The organism is Arthrobacter sp. NPDC058127 (assembly GCF_042884555.1).
Taxonomy (GTDB): Bacteria; Actinomycetota; Actinomycetes; order Actinomycetales; family Micrococcaceae; genus Arthrobacter.
Window position 1 is genome coordinate 534,029 of sequence record NZ_JBHVTT010000001.1, and the last position, 15,538, is coordinate 549,566.

9 protein-coding genes are annotated in these 15,538 nt (G+C 62.6%); 3 read left to right on the forward strand and 6 right to left on the reverse strand.

The features are described 5' to 3' along the window. Window positions 1-29 precede the first annotated feature (29 nt). From ACFVTG_RS02485 to ACFVTG_RS02510, 6 genes are all read right to left on the reverse strand, one after another. The gene (locus ACFVTG_RS02485; protein ID WP_390277668.1) at window positions 30-2,282 is read right to left on the reverse strand and encodes a TIM-barrel domain-containing protein; all 2,253 of its coding nucleotides are present in this window, start codon (window positions 2,280-2,282) and stop codon (window positions 30-32) included. Continuing rightward, entirely contained in the window at window positions 2,279-3,466 is a 1,188-nt protein-coding gene (locus ACFVTG_RS02490) for a glycoside hydrolase family 15 protein (RefSeq protein ID WP_390277671.1), read from the reverse strand. The genes ACFVTG_RS02485 and ACFVTG_RS02490 overlap by 4 nt, the downstream gene beginning before the upstream one ends. A gap of 96 nt (window positions 3,467-3,562) precedes the next feature. Next, a complete protein-coding gene (locus ACFVTG_RS02495) occupies window positions 3,563-4,813 on the reverse strand; it encodes an ABC transporter substrate-binding protein (protein WP_390277673.1) in 1,251 nt (416 codons plus the stop codon). 41 nt (window positions 4,814-4,854) lie between these two features. Next, window positions 4,855-5,670, reverse strand: coding sequence for a carbohydrate ABC transporter permease (locus ACFVTG_RS02500; RefSeq protein ID WP_284756326.1), 816 nt, complete (start codon window positions 5,668-5,670; stop codon window positions 4,855-4,857). Further along, on the reverse strand, window positions 5,663-6,628 hold the full coding sequence (locus ACFVTG_RS02505; protein WP_284756325.1) for a sugar ABC transporter permease: 966 nt from the start codon (window positions 6,626-6,628) through the stop codon (window positions 5,663-5,665). The genes ACFVTG_RS02500 and ACFVTG_RS02505 overlap by 8 nt, the downstream gene beginning before the upstream one ends. Continuing rightward, window positions 6,625-7,839, reverse strand: coding sequence for an ROK family transcriptional regulator (locus ACFVTG_RS02510; protein WP_284756323.1), 1,215 nt, complete (start codon window positions 7,837-7,839; stop codon window positions 6,625-6,627). Before ACFVTG_RS02510 ends, ACFVTG_RS02505 begins: the two co-directional genes overlap by 4 nt. 175 nt (window positions 7,840-8,014) lie before the next feature. On the opposite strand from ACFVTG_RS02510, the gene ACFVTG_RS02515 reads away from it, so the two are divergent. Genes ACFVTG_RS02515 through ACFVTG_RS02525 form a run of 3 tightly spaced genes read left to right on the forward strand, consistent with a single transcriptional unit; the run spans window position 8,015 to window position 15,489 of the window. Further along, a complete protein-coding gene (locus ACFVTG_RS02515; RefSeq protein WP_390277676.1) occupies window positions 8,015-9,217 on the forward strand; it encodes an ROK family protein in 1,203 nt (400 codons plus the stop codon). A 30-nt stretch (window positions 9,218-9,247) separates the two neighbouring features. Next, a complete protein-coding gene (locus ACFVTG_RS02520) occupies window positions 9,248-12,583 on the forward strand; it encodes a TIM-barrel domain-containing protein (RefSeq protein ID WP_390277678.1) in 3,336 nt (1,111 codons plus the stop codon). Then, entirely contained in the window at window positions 12,580-15,489 is a 2,910-nt protein-coding gene (locus tag ACFVTG_RS02525; protein ID WP_390277680.1) for a TIM-barrel domain-containing protein, read from the forward strand. Before ACFVTG_RS02520 ends, ACFVTG_RS02525 begins: the two co-directional genes overlap by 4 nt. The last annotated feature ends 49 nt before the right edge of the window (window positions 15,490-15,538 follow it).

Below are 15,538 nucleotides of genomic sequence, written 5' to 3' on the forward strand. Positions count from 1 at the left end.
GAGGTAGCTGGTCCCGTTCAGTTCTTTGATTACGCCGTCGGAAGGAAAACGTTCTTCATCTCGTTCCAAGCTCCGGCCCTCACGAAGACAGGAACGCGGTTCAGCGGCGCGGATACCTCGACTGTTCGCTGGCCCGCGTATTTTTCTCCCGTCCAGGCATCGACCCAGTTGCCGCCGGGAAGATAGGCCGTCCAGGTACGGACCGCCTCATCGGTCACGGGAGCAACAAGAAGGTCCTCGCCGAGCATCCATTGCAAGGGGTGCTTCCATACCTCTTCGTCTTTGATGTGGTCGAAGTACAGCGGGCGCATGAGGGGGGCTCCGGTGTCGATAGCCTTGCGGGCTTGCTCAGCCAGGTAGGGAATGAGGAGTTCGCGCAGTTCGACGAGTTCACGGAAGACAGGGATGACAGTCTGATCCCCGGTTCTTTCCTGAATGTTCCACGGAGTCCGATCCCTCGATGGCTTCCGGTGGTGGTTGAACTCGGAGTGATACTGCATGATGGGCACGAATACGGCTGCAGCGGCTGAACGCAGGTAAAGCTCTGCGCTCGGGACGTCGCCGGAGAAACCGGCGAAGTCCCAGCCCCAGTACAAGACTCCGCATGCTGACGCGGAGAGTCCGGCGAACAGGGACCAACGGAACGCATCCCACGTGGAATTCTCATCCCCTGCCCAGAATGCTCCGTGTGCCTGGGAACCGGTGAATCCCGCGCGGCTGAAGGTGACGGGGGCCTTTCCTGCAGATTCAAGCAGATCGCCATAAGCCCTCGCATAGGCGACCGGGAAGAGGTTGTTTCCCTCGTCTCCGCGCATTCCGTTCAGATACGTGAGCTCTTCGCCCCAGGCGTGTTCGCCACCGTCGGTCTTGAACCCATCGACGCCGATTTCTTCGACGAGATAGCGTCGCTTCTCAGTCCACCATCGGGCGGCTTCAGGATCGGTCAGGTCCGGCATCAAGCTGAGCGGGAACCACCACCCTCGGTTACGGTAGGGTCGCAGGCTGCCATCCGGGGCCTCCTCACGGATGAGCCGGCCTTCACGAATCGCCGCCTCAGCGTCGAATCGGGCTTGTCCTTGTGGGTGGGGCCGCATTTTGATGAGCGGAATCTGCCACAGAACCACCCGGATGTCCCGGGCGTGAAGGTCATCGACCATGGCCTTCGGATCCGGCCAGGCACCATGCTCCGGGAAGGTGAAGTCGCTCAGATGGTGCGGTGAACCATCTGGATTCGGCTCGTATTCAGCGTCGCGGAACGCCGTGAATGTGGACTCGTCGCTCCACGCTTCGATGACGACGGATCCGACCGGAATCCCGGTGTCCCGGTGCCGATCCATCTGTCGCATGACTTCTGCCTGGGTATTCCACTCGTTTCCGCTCGCCCAGAGCTTGAACACCCAGTCCGGAAGCTCCTTGGCGCTGCCGGCGACGGACAGGAAGGACTTCAGGACCGCCGTCGGCGTTCCTTCGAAGAACCTCAGGTTCAGAAGTGTGTCCCCGTTCAGGGGTTCGGGGCCGACTTCGGCTTCAATGACGAGGCGGTGTTCGTCAGAGGCACCGATGTCGTACCAAGTACGTCGGGAAGTTTCGACGTGAAATCCCCAGCCATCGCCGCCTACTACATGGGCGAAGGGCATCGGCAAGTAAGTCTTCCGCTTCGCTCCTTGGCTCTTGTATTGCTCGAAGACGACCGCGTCCAGCTTGGACCCCCGGTGATCGAGGGCATCAAAGCGTTCTCCAAAGCCGGTGACACGCTCGTTCAAGGCCAACGGGAGCGCGAAACGAACACGCAAAGGCCGGACACCGTCATGTAGCACCTCAACGGAGTCGGCGATCACGCGGTCAGCTCCAATGACGTTAACAGCCTGGCTGGCGGCCGCCCAGGTAGCGGCGCTATAGCTGAACCACTGCGTCTTTTGAGTGCTGCCACTTTGGGTCTGCGCCGTGAAGCGGTACTTGTATGTTGTCTGGGGCTCCGCTGGCGCGAGGGTCAGCTGCCAGCCGCTGGCTGAACGGGCGAGTTTGGCCTGGGCGGATGCCAGGTGGCCGCCATCGATAACTTGTCCGCGCGATGCCGCCGGTACTCGTTCGAGGATTTCGGTCAGTTTCGTGACTGTCCCGTCGCGAGCGGTGACTTCGAGTTCGCAGATCACGTCGGTCAGTTCCGGAGAGGTTCGCACGCCCAAGGTGACAGGCTCCCCCGCGACCGGGTGGGACGGGCTGCGCTGATCGGTGTCGTCCACGTACGGGTGGCCGGAACCGAATGGCTTGTGACGGATCATTTGGCGCTCTCTTTCGCTGTTGGAGCCGGAGCCGGAACGTCGGTGTCGTACGGGACCCCGAGGGCAATGGCGAGACGGATGAACATGGCGTGGCTCCACAGCAGCGGATTTGCCGAGGAACCCCAGCGCTCGTTCCAGGGTTGAAGATAATTGCGGTCAAGAAGGTGACGCTCAACCTGTTCGGGAAGTTCGTCGTTCCCGCCGGCGGTAGATGCGGCCCATTCCAGGAGCTCATGGGCTCTGGTTCGGTTTCCGGAAGCGGCCTGGGACAGGCCGAGGAAGCAACTAAGCAAAGGCCATTGGCCGCCGCCGTAATAGGTGTCGGCAAGATACCTGTGAACGCCGTTGTCGACGGTGAGCTGCTCTTCGATGATAGCGATGGTCCCCGCGCTCAAAGGACTGTGCGGGGGCAGGAAGTTCATCGGAGCAATCAGCGAGAGGAGACTGGCGTCTACCGTGTCTGTTCCCAGCCATTTCGTGAGATGGGCGTCCTGGACACCTTCGTCTTGGACTCGACGGCGGATCTGGTGCGCGGTCGAGGCGGCCCGTTCTGAGAGTGACTCCTCGATCAGCCCGGTTTGGGCGATGCTGGCCAATCCGGAGGCGATGCAACCCAGAGTGCTCACGTGCACGTGCTGGGCCGACTCTTCCCACCAGTCATAGCAGGGCCGTTGCCAGGAGACAGAAAGATAGTCGATTGTGAGATCAATGGCCTCAGCCCAGCGTTCGAGTGGCCGGTCATGGCGGGCGCTATGCTCAGCCAAGGCCCAAAGCCAGGTGCCGTATCCGTCGAGCTGGAAATCCCACCACTCATCGCTACCTTCGGCCCCGTCGAGAGTGAAACGCGTGGGCAGCATTTGGTCGCCGGCCACCGGCCTGCCGGCCAGGCTCTCAGCCACGATCCGACGGATCCTTCCCGCACGGGAAGTCAAGGCGTTCGAGCACCAGTCGAAGAACCGTTCGGCGGATTCGATGTGCCCGGCGGCGGACATGGCGTCAGCGATATAGGAGCCGTCGCGGAACCAGCAGTACCCGGCGTAGGCGGAAAACGACGGGCTTGCCGGGTAGGCGCCCCCAGGGGTCTGCTGTTCCAAGATGAGCCGGATGCCGGCCTGGACTATCGAACGAACAGCGGGATCTCCGTCCGGCGTTACCGTTGAACCTTGCATTGATTTGTCGATCATTGGCTTCTCTTTCAGATGGTGAGCGGGTCGCCGTGCCGCCAGCAGCTCACGGTGTTACCGCGGCCCGCTCACCGGCCTTGTTCGGGCTGTGCCCGGTTATTTCAGCAGCGCGTTGATTTGGTCCGCGGCACCCTTCAGGGCATCGGCCGCACTGGAGCGCTTCGCTTCGACTTCGCCAAGAGCATTGTTGATGATGTCGACCATTTTTTGCTGGTTGTCGCCGATGACCGGTGGGAGGGCGACGTTGTCAAGGGCGTCGAAAATGGCCTTGCGGTTTGCCGGCTTGTCCTTTGCGAGATAGGGCTTCAGGACCGAGTCATCGGAGGTGGCGGGAAGTTCCCATCCTGCACTGATGCGGGTCTGTGCCATGACGTCTGAGCTGGTCATGTATTCGGCCCACTTCTGGGCCGCGGCCTTGTTCTTCGAGTTGGCAGAAACCCCAATGGCGTTGGAGAACTCCGCGCTTGCCTTCTGCGTGTCTCCGGGCTCGACGGCGATGTCCCAGCTTTTGGGTGAATCGGCGAAGCTGCTGGCCACCCAGATGCCGCTGTGGAGCATGCCAAGTTTGCCGTCTTTGAACAGTTTCGTGTCGAAGTCCGGGGTTCCGGCGCCTTGGGCGGGTGTAGGCATGGTGGTTCCGCTCTTGCCTGCCAGCCATTCGGCCGCTTTGATGCCCTGGGGCGAGTTGAAGGCGACGGATTTGCCGTCGTCGTTGAGGAATTTGCCGCCGGTTTGGGCCAATGCTTTATAGAACTCGTAGAAGCTCACGTTCTGGAAGTCTCCATAGACACCCGCGGCGCTGTCCGTGATCTTCTTCGCAGCGGCCGTTTCATCAGCCCAGGTCCAACTAGCTGTGGGGTAGGCGACCTTGGCGGCGTCGAAGAGTGCCTTGTTGTAGTAAAGGACGACGTCGGAGAAGGAACTGGGCAATGCGTACTGCTTGCCGTCTGACTGGTAGGACTGCAGCAGGGACTGCTTGTACTTGGAACCGTCAACTCCCTCGAGAGGTGCGACCGCCCCATTGGCCACGTAGGAACGAAGGTTCGCGTACTCAATGTCGAAAGTATCGGCTTGCGTCCCGGCCGCCAGGTCTGTCTGGAGGGCCGTTGTGTAGTCCTTGTAGGGCAAGGTAGTGACCTGGACTGTGATGTTCGGGTTGGCCTTCTCGAAGGCCTGAACGATGGTGTCCAGGTTCTTCTCGTTGCCACCGTTGGAGATGAAGTTTGAGTACTTGATGGTTACTTTTTCAGTGCTTGAAACATTTGAACTCGCCGCCGATCCACAGCCTGACATGGCCAGGATTGCGGTGAGAGCGAGACCCAGCGATGCCAGGGGCTTCTTGTTCATGTGTATCTCCATTGATAGGTGAGGAAACTGGCCAATCCGGTCTATTTGAGTCCGGTGCCCGCAACCCCTTGGATGATGTACTTCTGGGTGAAGATATAGAGGGCGAGCATTGGTAGGACGCTGACCACTGATCCGGCCATCACGATGTCCCACTGGGTGGTGTACTGGCCTTGCAGTCCCGCCAACGCCACGGGGAGGGTTTTCATTGCGGGAGTACGCAGGATAATCAGCGGCCAGAGGAAGCTGTTCCAGCTATTGAGGAATGCGAACACCGTCAGTGTGGCTAGCGCCGGACGGACCAGGGGAAGCACAATGAGGCCGAAGATCCGGAAGTGTCCAGCCCCATCCAATGTCGCGGCCTGGTCCAGGTCCTGCGGCACGGAATTCATGGCCTGCCGTAGGAGGAACACGCCGAAGGCGCTGGCGATCCCCGGCAACAGCACGCCGAGATAGGTATCTATAAGGCCCAGGCTTTTCATTTCCACAAACAACGGGACGACCAGCACCTGCATCGGGATCATCATGGTGGCCAGATACACGGCGAACACCGCGTTGCGCCCTTTGAACGGCATCCTGGAAAAGACGTAGGCGGCCAGTGAGCTGGTGATGAGCTGGAACACCGTGGTGAGGATGGCAAGGATCAGGCTGTTGAGCACGATCTGGGCAAACGGTAGCCGTTGGAGCAACTCAGCGTACGCGGACAGTGAAGGGTTCTCCGGGATAAGTTGCGGTGTCGCGGAGAGGCCTGCGCCGGGGCTGATGGACGTTACGAATGCCCAAAGAAATGGGAAGACCATCATGAGGGCGCCAACGAGGACGAGGATGTTCAGGGTGATCGAGGGACGCTGCTTACGCATAGTGCACCCATTTCTTTTGACCGCGCACCTGAATCAGAGTGATGACCAGGATGAAGAGGAACAGTAGCCATGACAGGGCCGATGCCTCGCCGGCCCTTCCGTAACGGAACGTGAGGTCGTAAATCTGCTGGACCACCACTTGGGAAGAGTTGTTGGGGCCGCCTCCGGTCATGGCATAGACCTGGTCAAAGACCTGGAATCCGTTGATCAGCGACAACACAATGACAAAGAAAGTCGAGGGGGAAAGCATGGGAAGCGTAATGCTGAACAGCCGCCTCCACCGGCCGGCGCCGTCCACGGTCGCGGCCTCATACAAGTCCTCCGGAATGGCTTGGAGACCGGCGAGCAGAATCACCATGACAAAGCCAAGGTCCTTCCACGCGGAAGCCACGATGATCGAAGGCATGGACCATGCCGGATCTGTCCACCACCCCGGCCCTGTCACCCCGATGAGTCCAAGCAGCCAGTTGACGATTCCCGTGCTGGGATTCAGTAGCCATCGCCAGACAAGGGCAACGACGATCCAGCTGGTCACCACGGGGAGGAAGTAAAGGCCGCGCATCATGCTGCGTCCCCTGATTCGGGAATTGAGGGCAAGCGCTATGGCCAGACCGCCGATGTACACAAGCGGCAGGTATCCGACGATGTAGTAGATGGTGTGCAGGAAGGCGCCCTGCGTGCCGGGGTCGCCGATGAGCTTGCCGTAGTTCCCGAGGCCCACCCATTTCATCGGGCCGACTAGATTCCATTGGTTCAGGCTGATCCAGAACGCGGAAAACATGGGAATGATGGTGAAGAACAATAGAGGCAACGCGCTCGGAATGAGGAAAACGGCGACAGTCAGCCCGTATTTGAGACGCGTGCCGGTGGTTTTACGCCGAACCTCGGGTCCTCGGTGGCGCTTCGTTGTTGCCGTGGGTCCGGGGCTGCCGGACCTCGAGTCTTGTAGAGCGGTCACAGTCCTGCTACCTCCGCCGGTACATGGGTGAGCCGGGCACGAACCCGTCTCCCCTGCTCACCTGAACTTTCTTCGCTGTAGAAGGGCGCAGACGCCACGAGCGCAGCGGCTCCGCGCGCCCAGGCCTCGTCGTCCCAGGACTCGACGATCACGGGGATGCTCCGGCGGTCTGCCGTCAAGGCCCCCCTGAAAGATCGCTCGAATTCTGCTGCCCAGTGGCGCCACGCCCGGGTTCCTTCCCCGCTGACGATCACAATCTCCGGATCCAGGATCTGCACGAGACCCGCGACGATTCGACCCAGCGGCTGACCGGCTCCCCGGAAAACATCTTGGGCTCGGGGGTCGCCGTCGTTTGCGCGCCCTTGCAGATCTGCCATAGTGGCGGACGACGAAATGATTCCGGATTGCCGCGCCTGCGCGACGAGTGTCTTTTCCCCAATCAGGGCCTCAATGCATCCATGGTTACCGCAGGTACAAAGAGGGCCATCCGCAACTGCGGGTATGTGACCGATTTCGCCGGCACCGCCCCTACTGCCGCGCACGACTGCACCGCCGGTAACAAATCCCGCGCCAACACCTTCGCCGATCGTCACAACCAGAAACTCGGCATGCTCGCGGCCCGACCCATAGAGCCGTTCGGCTACAGCGAGGGCGTTGACATTGTTCTCCACCAGGACCGGAACATGGAGTTCCCGGCTCAGAACCGCTCCAAGCGGTACCTGCCGCCAGCCCAGGAGGCTTGAATCAACAACACCACTACCTTGCGCGTCCACCGATCCGGGAACACCGACACCTATTCCCAGAAGGGGGGTGACACGGTCTTCGCCAACGAATGAATGGACGAGTGAGACGACGTCGGAAAGCGAGGTGATCGAGGAAGCGTCGTATGCCCTGTTGTCTGACCGGACCACATGCCCGCTAAGTTCCGTTTCAACGAAGGCAACATGATCCTTCGAGATCTTCATACCCACCACGCGCCCGGCGGCGGTGGCCAGGCCCAGCATCCGGGCAGGACGACCACCGTTGGAGGGAGACATTGACAGCTCCCTCACGAGGCCATCGGCGATGAGCTCTTTGATGAGCTGGGTCATGAGAGCCGGAGAGACGCCAAGTGCCCTCGCCAAGTCAGCCCGGGACGCTCCTCCGGAGGTACCAAGAAATGCCAGGATCGCAGACCGCGTAACGTCAGCGTTGCCGCTCGGCCGAACCATTGTATTCTCCTTTATTTACGACTAAATGAAGATTAGAACTATGATGCAGCTCACGTCAAGGGGTCGCTTATGCACAATGACTGCACCAGAAAATTCCCCTTGCGGAGAAGCCCCGCACTCACTTAGCGTTTGTTCGGCAACTTAATTTAGTCACTTCAGAAAGGTGGCATGCGCTGTGAGAATCGACCGGGCGGGCAACAAAGGGCTGATCAGGGAGATCAACGAGGCCCTCGTGCTCGCCGAGCTGCGCGGCGAGGCGCTCCATTCCCGCGCGGACATCGCCCGGAGCACGGGCCTCAGCGGCCCGACGGTCACTGCCATCACATCGCGGCTCATAGACCGAGGCCTCGTCGAAGAGCGGGCCACTGGCACATCGGCGGGAGGGCGGCCGCCAGTGCTCCTTGGCCTGCGGCCGCGCGCCGGCTACGTCGTCGGCATCAAACTGACCGAGAACCAGGCCATCGGCGTCCTGACAGATCTCGACGCAAACGTCGTGGCCCGAGCCGACGCCGCCCTTGAGTTCCCGACACCGGGCGCGGTAGTGGCAGGCATCGTCAGCGCAGTCGAGGCGCTTGCTCCCGCCGGCCATGGCCGGATCCTCGGCGTAGGGCTTGGCATGGGAGGGGTGATCGACCGGGACGAGGGAAGCGTGCGCCACGCCACATACTTTGATTGGCACAACGAACCACTCGCCAAACGGCTCTCAGAGGCGATCGGGTTGCCGGTTCTCATCGACAACGACGTCAACGCCTTGGTGGCGAGCGAGCAGAGCTGGGGGGCCGGACGGGGCGTGAAGAACTTCGCTGTTGTGACCATAGGACGCGGCGTCGGCATGGGCATGGTCCTCGACGGACGCCTGTTCCGGGGCAGCCGCGGAGGTGCCGGCGAGCTCGGCCACATGAAGGTGGTACCCGAAGGCCCGCAATGCGAGTGCGGTGGCCGCGGCTGCCTGGAGGCCGTGATCGGCGAGCCGGCCCTCCTGGTATCCCTCGCCGGCGAGCTGGGACGGCCCGTCACGGTCGACGAGGGCGGCACGATGGCCCGGGACGGTGACCAGCGTGCAGCACACGTTTTCGCGGAGGCCGGCCAGCATCTGGGCCGGGCAGTCGGCAACGTCGTCAACATCCTGAACCCCGACCGGCTCCTCCTGGCCGGCGAAGGCACACATAATCTCGACCTCATCATGCCCGCGTTCCGCCGCGCGCTCAACGAGACCGTCTTCGACGGATTGCAGGACGGACTCTCGATCCACGCCGAGGCCTGGGACGACGAGGCCTGGGCACGCGGAGCCGCAAGCCTCCTGCTCAACGAGCTTTTCGAACCCAACCTCCGCTTGAACAGCGACGAGCCGACCCTCATCGGCCGCTCCGCTGGGTGAGCTTCACTCTCAAAAGAAAGCAGGGCAACGATGTCCGTTTCAGTCACGCCGACAATATCCCGCCGCACAGCCGTCCTCGGCATCCTGGGCGCTGTGCCCCTGGCCCTGCTACCGGCGGTCTTCGGCGCAGAATCGGCCAAAGCTGACACCCTCAGCGGCGTCTTCCACGGGCCCACCGGCTACGACCAGCTCTACAGCACCACGCCGAGCGAACGCGGTCCGCGCGATCCGATGTCCACCCAGACGGTCCAGTTGCACTCGACCACATGGCCGATCTCTCCCGGACAGACATGCTGGGTCTCCTGGACGAAGAACGGGGTCGCCCAGACTGACGTCGGCTGCTCCTTCGACTACAACAATGGCAACAACAGCTACTGGAAGGTCAACCTCGGCTCCTTCGCGAGGGGCGACCAAATCACGTACACCATCCACGCCAACGTCGACGGCGCAGGCGCGATCACCAGCGGCCCGTTCAGCTTCGCGGTCACCGACTGGTCTGGCACGGGCAACGTCAGCGGCTACACCGACAACGGCACCTCGGTCGATGTCACTGTCAGCGACACCTCCGGCAGCTTCTCCCCCAAGATCCGCTACACCTTCCCCGCACCAGACCGCTTCCACGTACAGATCGCACCCCACGGCACCGGCCTGAATATCACAGGCGCCACGGGCTACACCGTCACCGACACCGGCACGACGCTGCAGTTGACCACTAGCGCGCTGCAGGTGAAGATCCAGAAGAGCCCCTACCGAGTTTCCGTCTACAAGGCCGACAGCACCACGCTGATTGCCCAGCAGTACGACCCGGCCATATTTCGGAACACGGGATGGGCCAGTGACGGTTCCACCACGGTCACCAAAATCGAGGACCACTGGCTGACCCCTGCCGGAGAACGGTTCGAGGGCTTCGGCGAAAGATACGACTACCTGGACCAGCGCGGCCACGACGTCGACAACTACGTCTATAACCAGTACCAGGACCAAGGCCCTACCCACCGCACCTACATGTCGGTGCCGTTCTTCACCAACTCCGCAGGCTACGGGGTGTACGTTCCCAGTACGCGCTACTCACTGTTCAACGTGTGCACCTACCTCTCCGACATGGTCGGCTTCACCGTCGACACCGGCGGCGCGCTCGACTCCACCGTCGACTATCACTTCCTCACGGGTACCCAGGGAAACATCCTCGATGCCTACACCTCCCTCACCGGACGCCCGTGGCTGCCCCCGAAATGGGCCTTCGGCCTGTGGATGTCCGCCAACGAGTGGAACACCCAGACCGAGGTCACGAACGAGCTCGCCAACGTCACCAGCAACAACATCCCGCACAGTGTCCTGGTGCTGGAGCAGTGGAGCGACGAGGCCACCTTCTATGTCTGGCACGGTGCGACTTACACCGCAAAGCCCGGCAGCGGCGCCCTGGCCTACACCGACCTCACCTTCCCGTCCGGCGGCGAGTGGAGCGACCCCAAGGCCATGGTCGCCGCCGCCCACGCCCAGAACATCAAAGTCGTCCTGTGGCAGATCCCCGTACTCAAGCAGGACTTCGACACGAACCCCGCCACCGCGCCCCAGCAGCATCTCAACGACCAGAGCTACGCCACCGCGCAGGGCTACCTGATCGGAGACGGAGCCGGCGGCCAATACCGGATCCCCACCGGGGAATGGTTCGGCGACAGCACCATGCCGGACTTCACCAACGCCGCGGCGACCGCCTGGTGGATGAGCAAGCGCGCCTACCTCTTCGACGATGTCGGCATCGACGGGATGAAGACCGACGGCGGCGAGATGGTCTTCGGCCGCAACGCCTCCTTCTCCGACGGCCGCAAGGGCGACGAGATGCACAACGCGTACACCAACGCCTACACCGGCGCCTACGGCACTTATGTCCAGACCAAGAAGAACGGAGACGGGGTCCTGTTCAGCCGCGGTGGAACCGCGGGCGCACAGGCCCACTCCATCTACTGGGCCGGCGATCAGGCCTCGACGTTCTCGGCCTTCCAGCAGGCCCTGCGCGCAGGCCTGAGCGGCGGAGAGTCCGGGATTCCTTTCTGGGCGTGGGACATGGCCGGCTTCACGGGGACCTTCCCGAGCAGCGAGCTCTACCTCCGGGCAGCGGCCCAGCAGACATACTCCCCGATGATGCAGTACCACTCCGAGAAGTCCGATCCGAGCCCCTCAGAGGCCCGGACCCCCTGGAACGTCCAGGCCCGAACGGGCGACGCGACAGTGATCCCCACGTTCCGCAAGTTCGCCAACACGCGGATGAACTTGATCCCCTACATCTACACGGAGGCCAAGAACGCCTCCCTAACCGGGTTGCCCCTGCTGCAGACCATGCGGTTGGCCTTCCCCGGCGACGCCTCGGCGGCGCCCCTGGACATGCAGTACATGTTTGGCCGCCAGCTGCTCGTCGCCCCCATCACCACTCAAGGGGCGACCTCGGTCACGCTCTACCTCCCCGGCGGGGAATGGCACGACGTCACCAACGGCGGCAAGGCCTCCGGTCCCGGCAACAAGACCTACATCGCCGACACCTCCACTATCCCGGTCTACGCCCGCGACGGCGCCATCATCCCGCTGAACCTCAACGCCAACTACGAATACGGCGGAAACATCGGCAACGACGTCTACAACTACACGAACCTCGTCTTCCGGATCTACCCCGCAGGATCCACCTCGGCTGACTACTTCGACGACGCCGCGGGAACCGTCAAACAAGTCACCTGCGCCGAGAACTGGGGCAGCCATCAGGTCGCCGCCACCGTGCCACCGCTCGCCACCACCGCAACACTCCAGGTCAACACCACTGTCCCCAGCGGCGTCACAGTCGACGGAACCGCGCTGACCGCATACAGCACGCTCAGCGGCCTCACGGCCGCCGCCACCGGCTGGTACTGGGATCCTGTCCAGCAGTTCACCCTCATCAAGGTCGCCTCCGGAACAACCACCCGCACCGTCATCCTCTCCGGGGTCAACAAGAGCGCATACGAAGCGGAATTCGCCACCGCAACCGGAACCACCACCAACACCAACCACGCCGGATACACCGGCACAGGATTCGTCGACGGCTTCACCGCTGCCGGTTCCTCCCTCACCTTCGACATCAGCGCCAACGCCACAGGCACCCACCAACTCATTTTCCGTTACGCCAACGCCACAGGCGGACCAGCCACCCGAACCATCTACGTCGACGGCACCTCCATCGGAACCCTGACGCTGCCCAACCTGGCCAACTGGGACACATGGGGCAACGCAACCATCAGCACCACGCTGACCTCGGGACGGCACTCGGTGAAAATCTCCTATGACACGGCCAACACAGCCGCCATCAACCTCGACAACCTCACGGTGGGCAGGCCATGACCGCCCCACGCCGAGACCGGCGCCGAAAGCGCCTCAGCGGGATCCTCTCCGGAGTGCTCCTGCTGCTCGCTTCAACCGCCGGGGCAACGTTTGTGACCGCCGTCCCGGCCCACGCGGCAGGGATCCAACGCGCCCAGTTCACCGGAGCCGGCGACTACCTGGTCGCGGAATTCCTCAGCGACGACCTCGTCCACTTCGAAATGGGCACGGGATCCGGGCCCGGCACCGGAGTGGCCATCCCCACGACCGACCAGGTTGCCTCGACCAGCTACGCCGGCCCCACTGCCTTCACCCAAACCGCCTCGACCGCCAGCAGCGCGCACATCCAGGTCAGCGTCAACACCACGACGATGTGCGCCGACGTCACGGACACTACCCGCACGCCGGCCCTGCTGCTGCACACCGTCTGCCCACGGAACCTGACGGCCGCGTGGAAGGGGCTGTCCTTCACCAAGTCCTCCATGCAGAACGCCTACGGCCTCGGCGAAGAATTCTTCACCGGCGGCAACGCCGACGGCGACAGGGTCGGAGTCGACCGCACCTCCCCCGGGGCCTACGGCAACACCATGAACTACGACGTCGACAACGGCCCAGTCGGAAACACCCAGATCCCCGTCCTCTTCGCCGTAGGCGCCAACAATGCTAACTACGGACTCTTCGTCGACCAGGTCTACAAGCAGGACTGGAACCTCACCGCAGACCCTTGGACCATGGATACCTACGGTGACCAGCTGCGCTGGTACGTCATGGCCGGCCCCAGCCTGCCCGAGCTGCGGAAGAGCTACATGAACCTCACCGGCCACCCGCCGGTGCCCCCGCAGAAGGCGTTCGGACTCTGGAACTCCGAATACGGGTACAAGAACTGGACCGAGATCGACAACACCCTGGCCGGCCTGCGCGCCGACAAGTTCCCCGTCGACGGATTCATGCTCGACCTGCAATGGTTCGGCGGTGTCACAGCAGGCTCCGACAACACCAAGATGGGCACCCTCCAGTTCGACCCGACCAACTTCCCCAACGCCGCGTCGAAGGTCGCCGACTACCGAGACAACCAGGGCATCGGCCTGATGACCATCGAAGAGTCCTACATCGGCAAGGGACTCCCCGAGTACACCAACCTGGCCAATCAAGGCTTCCTGGCCCGTGCCGGCTGCCCCACGTGTGACCCTGTCTACCTCACCGCCAACGACTGGTGGGGCCGCGGAAGCATGATCGACAGGACCCAGCCGGCCGCCGGCGCCTACTGGGCCGCGACCAAGGAACAGCCCCTGGTCAACATGGGCATCCTCGGCCACTGGCTCGATCTCGGCGAACCCGAAATGTATGACTCCAACGACTGGACCGCCGGCCTTCTGCCCGGCAAACACGCCCACGCCGATTACCACAACCTGTATGCCCTGGAATGGGCCAACAGTGTCGCCAAAGGGTACTCCACCGCTTCTTCAACCCAGCGCCCCTTCTTGCTCTCCCGTTCCGGTGCCGCTGGCATCCAGCGCGACGGCGCGGCCATGTGGTCCGGTGACATCGCCACCCGCATGACCGCCCTCGCAGACCAGACGAACGTCCAGATGGAGATGTCGATGTCCGGCATCGACTACTTCGGCTCCGATATCGGCGGCTTCCACCGTGACGAGGCCATCACCGGGTCCGACATCAACGAGATCTACACTCAATGGTTCGCGAATTCTGCATGGTTCGACGTCCCGATCCGCCCCCATACCGACAACACCTGCAACTGCCAGCAGACAGCCCCCGACAAGATCGGCGACGTCCCCAGCAACCTGGCCAACCTCCGCCAGCGCTACGAGCTCACCCCCTACTACTACTCCGTGGCGCACAACGCTTACAGCACCGGAGACCCCCTCGCCCCGCCGCTGGTGTACTACTACCAGAACGACCCCAACGTCCGCACTATGGGCAGCGAGAAGATGATCGGACCGAACATGCTTGTCGGCGTCGTCGCTGCATCGGGCGAACGGCAGAGGAACATGTACCTGCCTGCCGGCACCTGGTACGACTACCACACGAACAAGAAGTACGTCAGCACCGGCCAGTGGGTGAACAACCTTCCCGAATGGAACAACGGAGCCTTCCAGCTCCCCGCATTCGCCAAGGCCGGAGCGATCCTGCCCAAGATGTACGTCGATGACAAAACGATGAACGTCACCGGCGCCCGGACCGACGCCACTACACGCAACGAGCTCGTTGCCCAGGTCTATCCCGACACCAACGCCTCCACCTTCACCCTCACCGAAGACGACGGCAAGTCGGTCAACTACCAGGCCGGGGCGCAACGCCTCACCGGTATCACCCAGCAACTGTCAGGGTCCACTGAAACCGTGAACATTGCCGCATCATCCGGCACATACGCCGGAGCGCCGGACAGCCGCCAGAACGTTGTCCAGCTCGTCACCGACGAAACCCAAGCTTCCGCCGTAACGCTGAACGGAATGCCGCTGACCCAGTACGCGAACAAGGCAGCGTTCGATGCCGCCGCCAGCGGCTGGTACAACGCCGGAGGGAATCTCGTCGTCGCCAAATCCGACAGCACCGCGGTCGTGACCGCGAAGTCTTTCCAGTTCACCCTCGGCCAGACCCCGGTATCAGCCAGCTTCACCTGCACCAACGGCACCACCACCAGCGGGCAGTCGGTCTACGTCGTGGGCAACGTCCCCGGGTTGGGGAACTGGTCACCGGCCAGCGCCGTCAAGCTCGACCCCACGTCCTACCCCACCTGGACCGGAACGATCAGCGATCTCCCACCGAACACCGCCATCGAATGGAAATGCATCAAACGCCAGGAAGCCAACTACCCCGCATCCGCAGATACCTGGCAGCCGGGCTCCAACTCAACCTTCACGAGCCCATCCTCAGGATCTGCCGGCTCGACGTCGGGAGGGTTCTGATGCCCGGGGACCGGCACGGTCCTTAGGGCCGGCGACCCGGCATACACGA